The sequence below is a fragment of the Nocardia neocaledoniensis genome, assembly GCF_029868625.1.
In the GTDB taxonomy this organism is placed as follows: domain Bacteria; phylum Actinomycetota; class Actinomycetes; order Mycobacteriales; family Mycobacteriaceae; genus Nocardia; species Nocardia neocaledoniensis_A.
This window is the reverse complement of record NZ_JARWOJ010000177.1, coordinates 14,503-30,477: the sequence shown is the minus strand read 5'-3', so window position 1 is coordinate 30,477 and position 15,975 is coordinate 14,503. Positions and strand designations below refer to the sequence as shown.

General features: G+C 71.3%; 14 protein-coding genes. 8 read left to right on the top strand and 6 right to left on the bottom strand.

The window, feature by feature from the left end; translation table 11 throughout:
- The first annotated feature begins 60 nt into the window (after positions 1–60).
- Both QH270_RS12705 and QH270_RS12700 read left to right on the top strand, forming a co-directional pair.
- Positions 61–1,677, top strand: a complete 1,617-nt coding sequence (locus QH270_RS12705; RefSeq protein WP_280341274.1) for a PucR family transcriptional regulator — start codon at positions 61–63, stop codon at positions 1,675–1,677.
- A 215-nt stretch (positions 1,678–1,892) separates the two neighbouring features.
- The gene (locus QH270_RS12700) at positions 1,893–3,806 is read left to right on the top strand and encodes an alkyl/aryl-sulfatase (RefSeq protein ID WP_280341310.1); all 1,914 of its coding nucleotides are present in this window, start codon (positions 1,893–1,895) and stop codon (positions 3,804–3,806) included.
- 50 nt (positions 3,807–3,856) lie between these two features.
- Here QH270_RS12700 and QH270_RS12695 read toward each other — a convergent pair whose 3' ends face one another.
- On the bottom strand, positions 3,857–4,660 hold the full coding sequence (locus tag QH270_RS12695) for a VOC family protein (RefSeq protein WP_280341271.1): 804 nt from the start codon (positions 4,658–4,660) through the stop codon (positions 3,857–3,859).
- A 263-nt stretch (positions 4,661–4,923) separates the two neighbouring features.
- Between QH270_RS12695 and QH270_RS12690 the strand changes: the two genes are divergently transcribed.
- Together QH270_RS12690 and QH270_RS12685 are read left to right on the top strand one after the other, a co-directional pair.
- A complete protein-coding gene (locus tag QH270_RS12690; RefSeq protein ID WP_280341268.1) occupies positions 4,924–6,963 on the top strand; it encodes a CocE/NonD family hydrolase in 2,040 nt (679 codons plus the stop codon).
- An 88-nt stretch (positions 6,964–7,051) separates the two neighbouring features.
- Positions 7,052–7,534: a gluconokinase gene (locus tag QH270_RS12685; RefSeq protein ID WP_280341308.1), complete on the top strand. Its 483-nt coding sequence runs from the start codon at positions 7,052–7,054 to the stop codon at positions 7,532–7,534.
- Here QH270_RS12685 and QH270_RS12680 read toward each other — a convergent pair.
- The 3 genes from QH270_RS12680 to QH270_RS12670 all read right to left on the bottom strand — a co-directional run bounded on the left by QH270_RS12680 (position 7,525) and on the right by QH270_RS12670 (position 9,948).
- Positions 7,525–8,271 carry a M50 family metallopeptidase gene (locus QH270_RS12680; protein WP_280341265.1) on the bottom strand — a complete coding sequence of 249 codons (747 nt, stop codon included), beginning with the start codon at positions 8,269–8,271 and terminating at the stop codon, positions 7,525–7,527. The two genes, QH270_RS12685 and QH270_RS12680, sit on opposite strands and share 10 nt — an antisense overlap.
- A 9-nt stretch (positions 8,272–8,280) precedes the next feature.
- Complete coding sequence (locus QH270_RS12675) at positions 8,281–8,886, bottom strand: pyridoxamine 5'-phosphate oxidase family protein (protein WP_280341263.1); 606 nt, start codon at positions 8,884–8,886, stop codon at positions 8,281–8,283.
- A 69-nt stretch (positions 8,887–8,955) separates the two neighbouring features.
- Positions 8,956–9,948 (bottom strand): LLM class flavin-dependent oxidoreductase, encoded by a 993-nt coding sequence (locus tag QH270_RS12670; RefSeq protein ID WP_280341260.1) that lies wholly within the window; start codon positions 9,946–9,948, stop codon positions 8,956–8,958.
- Between the two features lie 144 nt (positions 9,949–10,092).
- Here QH270_RS12670 and QH270_RS12665 point away from each other — a divergent pair, with 144 nt between their 5' ends.
- Positions 10,093–11,508, top strand: a complete 1,416-nt coding sequence (locus QH270_RS12665; protein ID WP_280341257.1) for an amino acid permease — start codon at positions 10,093–10,095, stop codon at positions 11,506–11,508.
- Positions 11,509–11,641: 133 nt separating this feature from the next.
- A complete protein-coding gene (locus QH270_RS12660; protein ID WP_280341254.1) occupies positions 11,642–12,649 on the top strand; it encodes a hypothetical protein in 1,008 nt (335 codons plus the stop codon).
- A 56-nt stretch (positions 12,650–12,705) separates the two neighbouring features.
- Here QH270_RS12660 and QH270_RS12655 read toward each other — a convergent pair whose 3' ends face one another.
- Positions 12,706–13,254: a hypothetical protein gene (locus QH270_RS12655; protein ID WP_280341251.1), complete on the bottom strand. Its 549-nt coding sequence runs from the start codon at positions 13,252–13,254 to the stop codon at positions 12,706–12,708.
- 109 nt (positions 13,255–13,363) lie between these two features.
- Between QH270_RS12655 and QH270_RS12650 the strand changes: the two genes are divergently transcribed.
- Positions 13,364–14,515, top strand: a complete 1,152-nt coding sequence (locus tag QH270_RS12650) for a sensor histidine kinase (protein WP_280341248.1) — start codon at positions 13,364–13,366, stop codon at positions 14,513–14,515.
- On the top strand, positions 14,512–15,153 hold the full coding sequence (locus QH270_RS12645; RefSeq protein ID WP_280341245.1) for a response regulator transcription factor: 642 nt from the start codon (positions 14,512–14,514) through the stop codon (positions 15,151–15,153). The genes QH270_RS12650 and QH270_RS12645 overlap by 4 nt, the downstream gene beginning before the upstream one ends.
- 3 nt (positions 15,154–15,156) lie before the next feature.
- On the opposite strand, the gene QH270_RS12640 is transcribed toward QH270_RS12645, so the two are convergent.
- Entirely contained in the window at positions 15,157–15,933 is a 777-nt protein-coding gene (locus tag QH270_RS12640; protein WP_280341242.1) for a class I SAM-dependent methyltransferase, read from the bottom strand.
- Positions 15,934–15,975 lie beyond the last annotated feature (42 nt).

Sequence of the window (15,975 nt, the reverse complement as noted above, 5' to 3'; positions counted from 1 at the left end):
ATCGTCTGATCGGATGAAGAACCAGTCGAATGTTCGTCCGATCGGACAAAGGAGGGCGGCATGCCGGAGGCGGCCACCACGCTCGGCGAACTGCTCGCCGCGCTCGACCACACGGTCGCGACCCTGGTCGACGCACCGGCGGGGCCGGCGGTCGCGGTGCGTACGGTCGCGCTGGCCGAACCCGCCGATCTCCCCGAGCAGCTCGAGACCTCCGGTCCGCTGCCGCAGGTGTACCTGCTCGCCGGAGTCGACGCCCTGGCCACCGCGGGCTGGCTCCGCGCGGTCGCCGCGCGCGAGCCCGAGCACCGGCCGCGCGTCCTGATGACCAAGGGCGCCAACGACTCTCCCGAGGTCCGCGCGGCGGCCGCCGAGGCGGGCATCGCGCTGGTCCATGTGCACCGGCAGGCACGGTGGGATCAGGTGTTCGGGCTGGTGCGCCGGATGCTGACCCGCCCGCCCGGCCTGCGCGCCACCGACGACGAGCCCGACCTGCTCGCGGCCGATACCGACCTGTTCGGGCTGGCTCAGGTCGTCGCCAGGGAAACCGGGGGCATGGTCTCCATCGAGGACCCGCAGTCCCACGTGCTGGCCTACTCGGCCTCCGACGCCTCCGCCGACCAGCTGCGCATCCGGTCCATCCTGGGGCGCGAGGGCCCGGCCGACTATCTGCGGATCCTGCGCGACTGGGGCGTGTTCGACCGGGTCCGCGGTGGCGACGAGGTCGTCGACGTCCCCGAACATCCCGAACTCGACATCCGCCGCAGGCTCGTCGTCGGCATCCGCCGGGGGACACCGGCCCGCATGCTCGGCACCATCTGGCTGCAGCAGGGCGACCGGCCGCTGCGGCCCGACGCCGCCGAGGTCCTGCGCGGCGCCTCGGCGGTGGCCGCGCGGATCATCGCCCGCAGCCTGGACGCGCCGTCGACGGAGGCGCTGCTGGTGCGTCGGCTGTTCGGCGCGCACGGCGAGGGTGTCGACGTACCGTCGGTGGCCGCCGCGCTGCACCTGCCCAGCGCCGGGCCCGCGGCCGTGATCGGCATCGCGGCGCTCGGTCCGGTCGCCGAGCTGGCCGCATCGAGCGGGCTGATCCGCCTGCACGCCAGTGCTTTTCGCGAGGACTCGGTGACCGAGGCGATCGGTGACCGGGTCTACGTGCTGCTGCCCGCCTATCACTCCGAGCGGGCCGTCGGTTCGTGGGTGCGGCGCCTGGTGACCCAGTTGGAGCAGGCGCGCGGGCTGGTCGTGCGCGCCGCCGTGGCCGCCCCGGTGGCGGGACTGACCGCGGTGGCCGGGGCCCGCGCGGAGGTCGACCGCGTGCTGGACAGTCCGGCGACCGGCGGTGACCGCGTCAGCACCCTGGCCGAGGCGCGCACGGCGGTGCTGCTGGCCGAGATCATCGGGCTGATCCGGGACCGTCCGGAACTGCACGACCCCCGCGTTGCCGCGCTCGATGCCTACGACCGGGAGCACTCGACGGAATTGCGCACGTCGGTAGGCGCGTATCTGCGGGCGAACGGCGAGGTGAGCGCGGCCGCCACGGCGCTGCGCGTGCATCCGAACACGCTTCGCTACCGGCTGCGCCGCGCCGAAGCCGTCCTCGGGCTCGACCTGGCCGACCCGGACGATCGGCTGCTGCTCGAGATCCAGCTGGCCGCTCTGCCGATTGCTCGGACCTAACCACGCTATTGCAGTTATGCTGCAATAGCGACGCGGGTCGCACCGCCGGTGACGGCGGCCGATGATCGTCTGAATGAGGTTGTGCAGTGGTGGATGGTGCGCACGGGGACCGGTTCGCGGTGTCGCGGCGGGGACTGCTCGGGGTCGGGGCGGGTGCCGCCGCCGCGGTCGCCGTCGGCTTGACCGCGACCGGATGCGCCGACGAGGCGGCCGGTATCTCGCCGTCGACGACGCAGACCGACCCGACCGAGGCCATCGCCGAGGCCCATCGCGCGCTTGCCGACACATTGCCCTTCGGCGACACCGCCGACTTCGCCGACGCCGATCGCGGCTGGATCGCCTCCCTCGAACCGGGCACCGTCACCGACGCGTCGGGAAAGGTGGTGTGGGACAACGAGTCCTACGACTTCCTCGCCGGATCCTGTCCGCAGTCGGTGAATCCGAGCCTGTGGCGGCAGGCCCAGCTCGCGGTGAAGCAGGGCCTCTACGAGATCGCGCCGGGCTTCTATCAGATCCGCGGCCTCGATCTGTCGAACATGACCCTGATCGAGGGCGACACCGGGGTGATCGTCATCGACCCGCTCATCTCGGCGGAAACCGCGGCGGCCGGGCTCGCCCTCTACCGCGAGCACCGCGGCGACCGGCCGGTGACGGGCCTGATCTATTCGCATTCCCACGTCGACCATTTCGGTGGCAGCTACGGCGTGATCACCCCGCAGGACGTGGCCGCAGGCCGCTGCCCGGTGATCGCGCCGTCCGGGTTCCTCGAGCACGCCGTCGCCGAGAACGTCTACACCGGCACCGCGATGGCGCGCCGCTCTGCCTACATGTACGGCGCCGCCCTGCCGCGTGGCCCGAAGGGCCAGGTCAGCGCCGGGCTCGGGCAGACCACCTCGACCGGAACGATCAGCCTCGTCCCGCCGACCGTGCACGTCACCCGCACCGATCAGGAGGAGATCGTCGACGGGGTGCGCATGGTCTTCCAGCTCACCCCCGGCACCGAGGCGCCCTCGGAGATGAACTTCTACTTCCCCGACCGCCGCATTCTGTGCATGGCCGAGAACGCCACCCACACCATGCACAACATCGTCACGCTGCGCGGCGCGCTCGTCCGCGATCCGCACGTGTGGGCGAAGTACCTCACCGAATCGATCAATCGCTACGGACGCGTGTCGGATCTGGTGTTCTCCTCCCATCACTGGCCGATCTGGGGCACCGAGCGGATCGTGGAGTTCCTCGGGCTCCAGCGCGACATGTACGCCTATCTCCACGACCAGACCCTGCGGCTGCTGAACCAGGGGTACGTCGGCGCCGAGATCGCCGAGATGATCACCATGCCGCCCGCACTCACGCGGTCGTGGTCGACGCGCGGCTACTACGGCTCGGTCAGTCACAACGTCAAGGCCGTCTACCAGCGGTACATGGGCTGGTTCGACGGGAATCCCGCCCACCTGTGGGAGCATCCTCCGGTCGAGAACGCCCGTCGCCACGTCGCCGCCATGGGCGGGGCCGCCGCCGCGCTGCAGCAGGCGCAGCGGGCCTACGACGACGCCGACTACCGGTGGGTCGTGCAACTGGTGAACTACGTGATCTTCGACGACCCGGCCAACGAGACCGCGAAAGCCTTGCAGGCCAGCGCTTTCGAACAGCTGGCCTACGGCGCGGAGAACGCCACCTGGCGCAATTTCTACCTCAGCGGCGCGCACGAACTGCGCCACGGCCCGTTCGGCACGCCGACCACGGCGAACTCCGCCTCCCTGGCGGCGGCGCTGAGCGTGGAGCAGGTGTTCGACGCGATGGCGCTGCGCCTCGACGGTCCCAAGGCCTGGGAGGTGCGGATGAGCACGGACTGGCGGATCAGCGACGAACGCGACCGGGTCCACCGCGTGGAACTGCGCAACGGTGTGCTCGTGCACCACGACCGGTTCCCCGGCGACCGGCTGCCCGCGCCGGACGCGACGCTCACCCTCACTCGCGCGGTACTGATCCGGGCCCTGCTGGGACGCGGCGACCTGAAGAAGGAGGTGGCCGACGGCGCCATCGTCATCGACGGCGATGCCACCGCGCTCGCGAAGCTGCCCGCCCTGATCGACAAGCCGGACCCGGACTTCGCCATCGTCACGCCATAGGTGTCGCACGCGCCGGAGCCCTCGCACCGGCGCGTGCCGCCCCGCGGAGATCAGGACCCGGTGGGCACCTCGCCCACGGCCTTGGCCGGATCGATGATGCCGAAGACCTCGCCCTGCGGCGCCTGCAGAATGCCCATGCGGCCGAACGGGCTGTCGTCGGGGCCCATGATCACCGACGCGCCGAGTTCGGTGGCCTTGGCCAGCGCGCCGTCGGTGTCGTCGACCTGGATCCAGGTGAGCCAAGAGGTCGGCGTGCTCAGGGCGGAGGCGTCCATCATTCCGCCGACCTCCTCGCCGCCGCTGGGCAGCTTGAAGGTGGAGTAGGTGAAGTTCTCGCCGTCGCCGATCTCGGTGTAGCTCCAGCCGAACACGGCACGGTAGAAGTCGTGGGCCTGCTCGTAGCCGCTGGTGTGCAGCTCGTTCCAGCAGTAGGCGCCGGGCTGATTGAAGATCCCGGCACCCGTATGGGCCTTGGCTTCCCAGACGCCGAATACCCCGCCGGTGGGGTCGGCCCCGATGAACATGCGCCCGACATCGAGCACGTCGAACGGCGGCATGAACACCTGCCCGCCCGCCTCGCTCACCTTCTCCGCGATCTCGTCGGCGCGCTCGGCGGCGAAGTAGGTGGTCCAGGTGGACGGCATCATCCGCATGTTGTCGGGTTTGGGGCCGATGCCCGCGGCCGGTCGGCCCTCGAGCGTCGCCATCAGGTACCCACCGGCGTCGGCGGGCCCGTCCTGAACGGTCCAGCCGAACAGGGCGCTGTAGAAATCACGGGCGGCTGCGGTGTCGTCGACCTGACAGTCGATCCAGCAGGGCGTGCCCTGCGGCCAGGCTTCGTCACGTGTCGGCATGTCGAACGTCCTCCTCGGCGATGGGATGGGAAACCGGCCGGAACCGCTCCGGCATGGGCTCAGTCAACCACCAGCCACCGACACCGCGCGGGCGTTCGCGCCCGACCCGCAGGCCGCTGAACTGGAACAACGCGTAGTCACTGCGACAGTCCGAGCGGGCCGAGGCTGACGGCGTGCGGTCGTTAGCGCTGTTACAGTTTCCGCGCTGATCCTGCGGTGCTTCAGGTCAAACGGTGCAGACGAACCGGTCGGGGAGCGACACAATGGCGGGTAGAGGTTCGGAACGCGGGTTCGTCCGGATGGCGGTGACGATGCTCGCGCTGATAGTCGTGCTGGGGTGTGGTGGTGGTCCGGCGGCGGGTCAAGCGCCGGAGACGCCCGCCGCGCGCTGGACCGCGCAACACGACGGACCCGGCGCCTACCCGGAGGTCCGGGTGGAGCGCGGCGTCGAGATCGCCATGAGCGACGGCGTCGTGCTCAAGGCCGATGTCTACCGTCCCGCCGACGCGGCGGGCGTGATCGAGACGCGACCGCTGCCGACGATCGTCAGCCTCACGCCCTACTCGAAACTGATGACCGGCCTGATCGAGTCGGCCGCGGCGGTGCCCGGTCTGCAGGCCACCGCCGTCGACATCGTGCGCAGGCTCAATCTGTCGACCACGCCGATCAGCGGGTTCGGCGATCTGATGCAGGCCCTCGACGGCGGCATGATCCAGACCATGCTCGGCGTCGACCGCAAGCTCATCAGCAGCGGCTACACCGTCGTCGTCGCCGATGTGCGCGGAACCGGTCTGTCGCAGGGCAAGTGGGACACCCTCGGCGCCAGGGAGCAGCTCGACACCCGCGAGGTGATCGAATGGGCCGCGCACCAGCCGTGGTCGAACGGGCGGATCGGGATGAGCGGGGGCTCCTACTCCGGGATCAACCAGCTGCGCGCCGCGGAGAACGCGCCCGCCCCGCTGCAGGCGATCTTCCCGGTGGAACCGGGCAGCGACCTGATGCGCGACGTGGTCGCGCCCGGCGGCGGCGTCGGGACCACGTTCCTGCCGCTGTGGCTGAACTCGGTGAACCAGCTCAAGCTCGTCCCCGATGTCGCGTCGATGGCCGACGGCAGCTTCGACTGGACCTGGTTCCACGACCGGCTCGCCGATCCGACCACCAACTTCGATCTGCTCGCGCAGTCGCTGCTCACGCCGTCCCTGGACGAGATGCCCTCGGCCCTCGACGGCGCCCTCGACGACACCTCGGCCTTCCGCGAGGCGATCATGGGGCACCCCGAGCAGGTGACCGTGCCGACCTTCGTCTACGGCGGCTGGCACGACATCTTCGCCAACAGCGCGACCAAACTGTACGAGCAGATCCCGCTGCCCGCCGGCCGCAAACAACTCGTCGTCGGCGACACCTATCACGCGAATCCCGGTGCGGGAACGGGTGTTCCGGGCGCGCCGCCGCGGCTGGACGTGCTGCAGCGCGCCTGGTTCGACAAGTGGCTCAAGGACATCGACAGCGGTATCGAATCCTTCGGGCCGGTGACCGTGAAACAGCAGGGCGGCAGCTGGGTGACGCTGCCCGAGTTCCCGATGCCCGGCGTGACGCACCGGCGGGTCTACCTCTCGGCGGCGCCGAGCGGCAGCACCGAGGACAGCCGCCACGACGGATCGCTGAGCGCCACCGGCCCGACTGCCGTCGAGAACCTCACCGTCGCACCGGGTCTGAGCACCATCTGCTCGCGGGACGCGGCGCAGGGCTCGGCCGGCATGACCGCGGCGCTCGACATCTGCGCCAAGGACTCCCGGATCGCCGAGCGCAACGCGCTCACCTTCACCAGTGCGCCGATCACCGAGCAGACGGTGATCTCGGGCCCGATCAATGTGCGGCTCAACACCGTCCACGACACGGCCGACGGATTCTGGAACGTCACCGTCAACGATGTCGCCCCGGACGGCACGTCGACGGTGCTCACCACGGGTCAGCTGACCTCCTCGATGCGCGCCATCGACGAACGGCGCAGCGCGCGCTCGGTCAACGGCGACCTCACCGCCCCGTTCAATCCGCTGACCGTCGACCGCCTGCTCCCGGTGGAGCCGGGCGCGCCGACCGACCTGGACGTGGCGGTCATCCCGACCCAGGCGGTGCTGGCGCCGGGGCACCGACTGCGGATCGATGTCTACGCGGGCAACGCGCCCAAGGCGCTGCCGTTCCGGCCGATGCTCAACGCCACCGAGCTGGCGCCCCAGCACGTCCGGCTGGATCCGGCCGCGCCGAGTTTCGTGAACCTGCCCACGGACCGGCCGATTCCCTGATCGGCGCGTACGTCGTGCGTGGGCACGTACGGTGGGGTGAGCCGTTCGCCTGGAGGAGGTCGCCGTGGTTCAACCCGTGATCGTGGTGATGGGCGTGTCCGGGTGCGGGAAGACGACGGTCGGCGCGCTCACCGCGCAGCGGCTCGAGGTGCCCTACGCCGAGGGCGACGATTTCCACCCCGTCGAGAACATCGAGAAGATGGCGGCGGGGATCCCGCTCACCGACGAGGACCGCTGGCCCTGGCTCGACACCGTCGCGACCTGGCTCGGCGAGCACGAGGGCACCGGTGGTGTCGCGTCGTGCTCGGCCTTGCGCCGCTCCTACCGCGACCGCCTACGCGCCGGTGCCCCGCACACCTATTTCGTGCACCTGGCCGCGACCAGGGAAGAGCTGCTGCGCCGGATGACCGGCAGGCTCGGCCACTTCATGCCGACGATCCTGCTCGACTCCCAGCTCGACACCCTCGAGCCGCTGGAAGCCGACGAGGCCGGGGTCAGTCTCAACGCCCTGGCCCCGCCGAACATCCTGGTCACCGAGGCGATCGAGGCCTGGCGCGCCGCTCACCGCTGAAGCAGCGGGTGCAGCTGTTCGACCGGCGCGAGCAGCAGGCCACCGCCGACGACCAGCGCGGCCAGGCACAGCACGGCGAAGAACAGCACCCACAACAGCGCGGGCAGATGGGTGAGCCGCGCCAGCTGGTCGGCGTCGGAGTCGGTGCGGCCCGGCTGCCTGCGCCTGCCGCGTTGCAGCTCGATCACCGGCCGCACCGCCGCGGCCAGCAGGAACCAGGCCGCCAGATACGCGAACGCCCCCTGCAGCTGGTCGGTGCCGAACCACGAGACGCCGAAGACGAGCGCGCCGAGCACGGCGACGGTGAGCAGGCCGTAGATGTTGCGCACCTTGATCAGGACCGCCGCCAGCATCAGCAGTGTCGCCCAGAGCATCAGCGTCACCCGGCCCGAGCCGAGCAGCGCCGCGTAGCCGAGGCCGAGCGCCGCGGGTGCGGGATAGCCGGCCGCGGCGGTCAGGATCATGCCGAGACCGGTCGGCTTACCGCTGGACACGGTGAGCCCGGAGGTGTCGGTGTGCAGGGTGATCGCGTGCAGCCTGCGGCCGGTGAGCAGGGCGACCAGCGCGTGCCCGCCCTCGTGGACCACGGTCACCGCCGCCCTGGTGAGCCGCCACAGCGGCCGGTATCCGACCAGGATCAGCGCGGCCGCGGCGGTGACGAGCACCAGCCACCAGGCGGGCGCGGGTTGGGTGGCGAGGAGACGGTCGAGCAACGAGCTGGCGGATCCGGTGGGCACCGCCGCACTTTAGCTGTCCACGGCGTCGGGCGGGCGCTCGCGCGAAACCTGCGAGGGCAGCGGATGATCGGGCTCGAGGGCAGGCAGGCCGTCGATGCTGGCGGAGTTGTCGCCCGTGATCCGGCGGGCGAAGTCCGCGTCGGTGCGGCGGGCGTGCGCCTCGTCGAGGACGGCGCGCTCCTCGACGAACTCGAGGGCGGGCACCGACCAGCCGCACGAGTCGGCGATCCGGTCCACCGAAATCGACACGATCGCACGGATTCCGGGATGCTCGGTGCCGAAACGGTCACGCAGCGCGGCGAATTCGGCCGAGTCGGGACGCACCATCCGGCCGGTGCCGAACAGGCGCACGATACGGGCCGGGCGGGTGAACGAGCAGAACATGACGGTGATCCGGCCGTTGTCACGCAGGTGCGCGATCGTCTCCACGCCGCTGCCGAACAGGTCGAGGTAGGCGACGGTGTGGTCGTCGATCACCGCGAAGGTGTCGCGATATCCCTTGGGCGAGACGTTGACATGGCCGCCCGCCGACGGCGCGGTGCCGACGAAGAACATCGGCTGTTCGGCCAGGAAGGCCCGGAGTTTGTCGTCGATCCGGTCGAACACCTTGGCCATCGCATACTCCCACTCCCGCCGGTTTCCCGCGTCCATCGTATCGGCGGGCCGTTCCCCGCTCGAGCGGGCTCAGCCGTTGATCGCCTTGCGGGTCAGTTCGAGAGACCGGATGCGGGCGTCGATGTCGTAGACGAGGGTGTTGAGCATGAGTTCGTCGGGAGCGGTCTCGGCGAGCAGCTGCGCGGCCTGCGCGCGCACCGTCTCGGGCGAGCCCTGGAGCTGACCGGCCTTGCGCTGCGCGGCGAAGCGGCGCTCGGCCTCACTGCCGGGGAACGCCGCGGCCTGCTCCGGGGTGGCCAGCGCCTGCGGCCTGCCCGAGCGCAGCTGGGCGAAGGCGAGATCGCGGGGCGCGGCCAACCGATCGGCGGCCTCGTCGGTGTCGGCGCAGATCGCCGACGCTGCGACGATCGTGTACGGCTCACGCAGGGTCTCGGAGGGCCGGAAGTTGTCCCGGTAGAGCGCCAGCGCGGCGGTGGTGTTGTCCGGGGCGATGTGATGGGCGAAGGCGAAGGGCAGCCCGAGGACCGCCGCGACTTGCGCGCTGTAGCCGCTCGAGCCGAGCAGCCACACCTGCGGCTCGGCGTCGCGACCGGGGCTGGCGACGATCCCGTGCGGATCGGCACCACGGAAGAAGCCGATCAGGGCGGTGAGCTCACGGGGGAACTCCTCGCCGCCGAGGCCGTCGGCGTTGCGGCGCAGCGCTCGCGCGGTCACCGGATCGGTGCCGGGCGCACGACCGATGCCGAGATCGATGCGGCCGGGATGCAGGGATTCGAGGGTGCCGAACTGTTCGGCGACCACCAGTGGCGGATGGTTCGGCAGCATCACGCCACCCGAACCCACCCGGATCCGCGAGGTCGAGGCGGCCAGGTGCGCCAGCACCACCGCGGGCGCGGCGCTGGCGATGCCGGGCATGTTGTGGTGTTCGGCGACCCAGAAACGGCGAAAGCCCAGTTCCTCGGCATGCCGGGCCAGGCGCGTGGTCGCGTGCAGCGCGTCCCCGGCGGTCGCGTCCGCCTGGACCGGCGCGAGATCCAGAACCGACAGCGTGACCGTGCTCATGAGCCTCCTCGACAGTGAACGTCCCCACCGCAACCAACCCGCGCCGAGCTGCCGGTATTTCCGGCCGGTGGTGCTGGTGACCGGAGCCACGATTGCCAGGCGGTAGCGTGCAGGACTGATCGATGCGAAGGAAGGACACCATCCATGTCAGCTGACGGCCCCGGCCTCACCACCGAAGCCGTCTCGGCGCCCGCCCCGGCGGCCGACTCGGAGGGGTACGCACGCGGGCTGAGCCCGCGCACCATCCAGATGATCGCCATCGGCGGTGCGATCGGCACCGGCCTCTTCTACGGCGCCGGCGCGGCGATCGAACAGGCCGGACCCTCGCTGATCCTGGCCTATCTGGCCGCGGGTCTGGCGATCTTCGTGATCATGCGCGCGCTGGGGGAGCTGCTCACCTACCGGCCGGTGTCGGGCAGTTTCGCGGAGTACGCGCACGAATTCCTCGGGCGTTTCGCCGGATTCGCGACCGGCTGGTCGTACTGGGCGGTGTGGGTCTCCACCTGCATGGCCGAGATCACCGTGGCGGGCAAGTACGTGAAGTACTGGTTCGACATCCCGGAGTGGGTGACCGCGCTGGTGGTGCTGGCCGTGCTGTTCGCGGCGAACCTGATCTCGGTGCGGATCTTCGGTGAGGGCGAGTTCTGGTTCTCGGCGATCAAGGTGACCGCGATCCTGGCGATGATCATGATCGGCATCGGCGTGCTGGTGTTCGGTTTCGGGCACGCCGCGGACCCGACGGTGACCAACCTGTGGGCCGACGGCGGCGTGTTCCCGCACGGCTTCGGCCAGACACTGCTGGTGCTGCAGATCGTGGTGTTCGCCTACGTGGGTGTGGAACTGGTCGGCGTGACCGCGGGCGAGGCACGCGACCCGAAGACCACCCTGCGCAAGGCCATCAACACCCTGCCGTTCCGGATCGGTCTGTTCTATGTCGGCGCGCTGGTGGTGATCATGTCGGTGGCCAGCTGGCGCAGTTTCCACGCGGGCCGCAGCCCCTTCGTGGAGGTGTTCGAGCAGATCGGCATCCCGGCGGCCGCGGGCATCATCAACTTCGTGCTGCTCACCGCGGCGTTGTCCTCGTGCAACTCCGGCATCTACTCCACCGGGCGGATGCTGCGCAGCCTCGCCCTGCGCGACGAGGCGCCCGCGAAGTTCGCGGCCCTGAGCAAGCAGTCGGTGCCCTTCACCGGTATCTGCGCCTCGGCGGCGGCGATGGTGATCGGCGTCGTGGTGAATGTGGTGTCCCCGGACAAGGCCTTCGCCTACATCACCTCGGTGAGCACGGTCGGCATCATCGTGGTGTGGAGCGTGATCCTGGTGTGCCACCTCAAATATCGCGCCAAGGTCAGGGCAGGTGAGCTGCCCGCCAGCGACTACCGGCTGCCCGGCGCGCCCGTGACCACCTGGGCGGCACTGGGTTTCCTCGGCCTGGTCGTGGTGTTGCTGCTGTGGACCGAGGGCGGCCGGACCGCGTTGCTGGTCGGCGCGGTGTGGGCGGCGCTGGTGTGCGCGGGCTACTACGCCTTCGGCCGCCGCGGCGCGTCGCACACCGCCTGAGCCGGCCCCCCGTTTGCTGGAAAGCCGCTGGCAGACAAGCGTTTTCTGTCATACCCCACCGGTATCGTCGAAGGGTCACACAACGAGCCCGGCGGCGAGTGTGGCCGGGCGGTGCGAGAACGGGGGCACGGGGATGAGTGACGACGACCGTGGCGAACTGCAGCCACCGAGCAGGCATGGCACCACCTGGCGCGAATCGGAATACCGGGTGCTGGCCGACGACCTGCGCGCCGGGGCCGACCTGGCGCGCACGGCGCGGACGGTGGGGCGCACCGAATCCGCGGTGCGCGCCGCCCTGCGCAATTTCGTGCCACCGGAGGAGCGGGTGCCCACCGCCGAGCGCGAACACTGGATCCGGCGGCGCCTGGTCGCCGAACCGGAATGGGACTGGTGGGCGGTGGTGGTCGAGCACCATCGGCGCTCCCGCAGCGGACTGTGGTTCACCCGCCACGAACACTGCGCCCGGATCGGCTGGCGCCGCCGCACGCCGATGACGGCGCTCGCCCAGGAACTGGGCACCTCCGAGCTGTCGGTCGCCGAGCTGCTACGCGCGCTCGGCCTGGTCGAGAGCATCGAGGAGGCGGCCGAGCGGCTCGGCGCCACCCCGGGACTCGCCCTGGCCAAACGCGTGGCGGCCCGCCGCGACGACGCGGTGGGCGCCCGCTGGATCCTCGTCATCGACGGCGCCGCGGGCACCACGCGGTCCCGCCACGCGCCGGTCCGCCGCCAGGTCTCCCTGCACGAGACCAGGGCCGCCGCCGAGAGCGAACGCGACCGGGTGCTGGCCTGGCACGCCCGCGTCGGCGCGGATTCCCCGGCGGCGTCGGTGTGGTGGACCATCGCCGAACGCGGCCTCGGCGCCACCACCGGGCCCACCCGCTGCGGAGTCTTCGACCCCGCGGAACCGCCGGGCGGCCCGGTGCGGGCCGAGGCGCTGACGGTGGGCGACGTGATCCGCGTCGCCGTGCCCGACGGCGGCTTCCTGCAGGACCGGATCACCGCGATCACGCAGGCCGGTGCCGGAGCGCCGATCGTCGTCGATCTCGCGCCGGTCGCCAACTCCCGGGTCCGCCGGGTGGTGGAGTTCGCGCCCGGCGAGGTGGTCGACGTGGTGCGCGGCCTGGCGGAACGCGCGAGCTGACCGCCGCCGGACGTCGGGGCGGTCGTGCGATCGCCTCGAGGTCCTGGTGCGCCGGGTCAGGACCGCCGGGAACCGGTGACCCACACGGGCCCGGTGAGCAACCAGATCACGGTGATCACCCCGAGGGTGCCGAACACGCCCGAGAGCTGTTCGCGCTGCTCGGCATCGGCCACCGTGTAGCCGAGGGCGAGGGTGAGCGCGCCCGCGATGGCGGCCGCGCCGAGCCAGCGCAGGAAGTCGGCCCACTCCTTGCGGGTGCGTTCCGGCCCGTACTTCGGGACCGGCACCGGCGCGGGCCCACCCGCGAAACGGTAGGCGAAGCGCTCGTCGAGCCACTGGATCATCCGGTGCCCGAACATCACCGTGCAGCCCAGATAGATCCCGGCCAGCCGGTGCGCGAATCCCACCTCGCCGCCGCGGTGCAGGTCGATCGCGACCGCGATCACCAGGACCACGTCCAGCACCGGCACCAGTGCCAGGGTGACCATGCCCGCTCGCCGCAGCCGTGCGACGTAGCGCAGCAGCAGACCGCCCACCACCAGCACCCAGAAACCGACCTCGCACGCGGCGATCGTCAGCAGCACGGGGTTGTTCAGTTCGTCCATTCCTCTACTCTGCGTGGCACACCGCGGCGCGGTCGTCCCGCTGGGGGACCCCACGCCGTCCGTCCTTCGGGGGACCCGGCGGCCGGACCCGGTGTGCTGGAATGAAGCTATGCCGCTGCCGTCCCGCCTGTCCCCGAGCAGGCTCGCGGTCGTCGCCGACAGCTCGACCGCGGCCGCGGTCGGCGTCTTCCTGGTCGGCCTGCTGCTGTGGGCCGCCGGCGGCTGGGCGATCGTCGCCGACCGCGACACCTATCCCGCGGCGCTGAAACTGGCGTTGCTGTGCGCGGCGTTCGCGATCCAGATCAGCGCGCAGTTCCGGCCGGGGCTCGCCTTCGCGCTGATGATCGCCCTGCTGGCCCTCGATTTCGGGTTCAGCCCGTCGCTGCCGCTGTGGATCGCGCTGACCGATGTGATCTTCCTGGCCGTCAGCACCGGCTCGGACCGGCTCGGCACCCTGGTCAGCTGGTTCGCGCTGCTGGTTCCGGTGCTCGGCGCGATGGTGGCGCTGGCCCTCGGCGGCGTGCGGGCGGGCCTGTATGTCGGCCTGATCGGGATCGCGCTCACCTGGTCACCGCTCGGCTACGCGCGTGCGGTCCGGGCCTCCCACCGCGCCGTCGACGTCGAACGACGCGCGGCCAGGGCCGATCTCGCCGCGCGCGACGCCGAGCGTGCCGCCGCCCTCGGCGAGGAGCGCCGACGGCTGGCCAGGGACCTGCACGACACGGTCGCCGGGCACCTGTCCGCCGTCGCGATCCTCGCGGAAGTGGCGCAGAAGGATCCGGGCAACCTCGCGGTCCTGCGCTCGATCCGCTCGGGCAGCCTGGCCGCCCTCGACGAGATGCGCGCGACGATCGACCTGCTGACCGCCCCCGACGACACCACCGTCACCGCTCGGCTGTCCTCCCTCGACGGGCTGATCGACGCGGCGCACGCGGCGGGCGGCACGGTGACTCTGCGCCGCGAAGCCGATCTGCCGCTGCCCACCACCGTCGAGGCCGTGATCACCCGCATCCTCGGTGAGACCATCGCCAACGCCACCAAGCACGCGCCGGGCGCGCCCCTGGACATCGACGTCCGTCGGGACGGCGACCGGGTGGTGGTGACCGCGACGAATCCGATCACGCCAGGCACCACGGAAGGAGAGGGAAACGGAGTGCGTAACATGATGTTTCGCGCCGAGTCGGTGGAGGGAACCCTCACCGCGGGCCGTGCGGACGGCCGCTGGCGGGTGCGGGCCAGGATTCCGCTGGTGCAGCGATGACGGTGACGGTGGTGGTGGCCGACGATCACGCCACGATCCGGGCAGGCATCACCATGCTGCTCGAGTCCTCCGGGCAGGTCAGGGTGATCGGGGAGGCGGCCGACGGGCTCGCGGCCCTGCGCCAGGCCCGCGCGCTCCAGCCCGATGTGGTCCTGATGGACGTGCGCATGCCGCGCGTCGACGGTCTAGAGGCCACCGCGGCGGTGATCGCCGAGACGACCGCGAAGGTACTGGTACTCACCACCTTCGCCATCGACGACTACGTTCTCGGCGCGCTCGCGGCGGGCGCGAGCGGCTTCCTGCTCAAGTCCGTCGGCGGCGACGAGCTGGTGCGTGCCGTGCTCGCGGTGGCCGGGGGCGACGCGGTCCTCGACCCGAAGGTGACCCGCGCGGTGATCGCCGCTCTGCCCCGGCCGACGGTCGCGGAGCCACCCGACTTGTCGGCCCTGACCGAGCGCGAGCGTCAGGTGCTCGCCGGGGTGGGCGCGGGCCTGTCCAACCACCAGATCGGGACCTACCTGCGCATCGGTGAGGCCACGGTGAAAACCCATGTCTCCCGGGTGCTGACCAAACTGGGCGTGCAGTCCCGGGTGCAGGCCGCGGTGCTCGCGACCCAGGCCGGTCTCACGCTGCTCTGACCGTTACCCCAGCACCGCCCGGATCACCTCGGTGCGCAGCGGATAGTCGAACTCACCCGTGGCGGTTTCCGGCCGGGTGCGCAGGTAGTCCCCGATCCGGCCGAGCAGCGCGGCCCGCTCGTCGGCGGGGATCACCACGGTGTGCGAGTGCGTCCCGATGGTCTCCACCAGCGAAGCCGCGGTGCGCCGCTGTGCGTGCGCGAACTCGGTCTTCTCGAAGGCGGTGAACAGCGGATGGCCGGGAAGCGGTTCGTCCGCGGGCGGCGGCGGCATCGAAGCCTCCGAACGCGCCACCCGCTGCAACCCCGCGACCCACTCGACCCCGCCGTCCTCGATGTTCCAGAACGCGGCGAACACCCCGTGGGGTCGCAGTACGCGCGCGATCTCGGGGAACGCGCGCGCCTGGTCGAACCAGTGGAACGCCTGTCCCGCGACGACCGCGTCGACCGCGTCGTCCGGCAGCGGAATCGCTTCCGCGGTGCCCGCGAGCGCCGGCACCGACGGGCATCGGCGGACGAACTCGGCGCGCATCGCGGCATCGGGCTCCACGGCGACGGCCTCGGCGCCGAGCGCGCGCAGCCCGGCGGTCAGCTTGCCGGTGCCCGCCCCCAGATCGAGCACGGTGGGGACCTCGATGGCGCGGATCGGTTCGAGTGCCCACCGGATGGCCGCGGCCGCGTAGTCCGGCCGGTGCTCGGCGTAGGTGGCCGCCTGCGCCCCGAACGATGTCGCCCGCCGCGCCCAGCGCTCCCGGTCCGCCGAATCCCCGTTTCCCCGCACAGTCCGACGATACCGCTGTGGGCGCGCACGTGGCGCAGTCGT

What these genes read in the sequence shown, in the direction of transcription:
- QH270_RS12705 (WP_280341274.1), top strand. Translation starts at nt 61, where the DNA reads ATGCCGGAGGCGGCCACCACGCTCGGCGAACTGCTCGCCGCGCTCGAC.
- QH270_RS12695 (WP_280341271.1), bottom strand. Translation starts at nt 4,660, where the DNA reads ATGCCGACACGTGACGAAGCCTGGCCGCAGGGCACGCCCTGCTGGATC.
- QH270_RS12690 (WP_280341268.1), top strand. Translation starts at nt 4,924, where the DNA reads ATGGCGGGTAGAGGTTCGGAACGCGGGTTCGTCCGGATGGCGGTGACG.
- QH270_RS12685 (WP_280341308.1), top strand. Translation starts at nt 7,052, where the DNA reads ATGGGCGTGTCCGGGTGCGGGAAGACGACGGTCGGCGCGCTCACCGCG.
- QH270_RS12675 (WP_280341263.1), bottom strand. Translation starts at nt 8,886, where the DNA reads ATGGCCAAGGTGTTCGACCGGATCGACGACAAACTCCGGGCCTTCCTG.
- QH270_RS12670 (WP_280341260.1), bottom strand. Translation starts at nt 9,948, where the DNA reads ATGAGCACGGTCACGCTGTCGGTTCTGGATCTCGCGCCGGTCCAGGCG.
- QH270_RS12665 (WP_280341257.1), top strand. Translation starts at nt 10,093, where the DNA reads ATGTCAGCTGACGGCCCCGGCCTCACCACCGAAGCCGTCTCGGCGCCC.
- QH270_RS12660 (WP_280341254.1), top strand. Translation starts at nt 11,642, where the DNA reads ATGAGTGACGACGACCGTGGCGAACTGCAGCCACCGAGCAGGCATGGC.
- QH270_RS12655 (WP_280341251.1), bottom strand. Translation starts at nt 13,254, where the DNA reads ATGGACGAACTGAACAACCCCGTGCTGCTGACGATCGCCGCGTGCGAG.
- QH270_RS12650 (WP_280341248.1), top strand. Translation starts at nt 13,364, where the DNA reads ATGCCGCTGCCGTCCCGCCTGTCCCCGAGCAGGCTCGCGGTCGTCGCC.
- QH270_RS12645 (WP_280341245.1), top strand. Translation starts at nt 14,512, where the DNA reads ATGACGGTGACGGTGGTGGTGGCCGACGATCACGCCACGATCCGGGCA.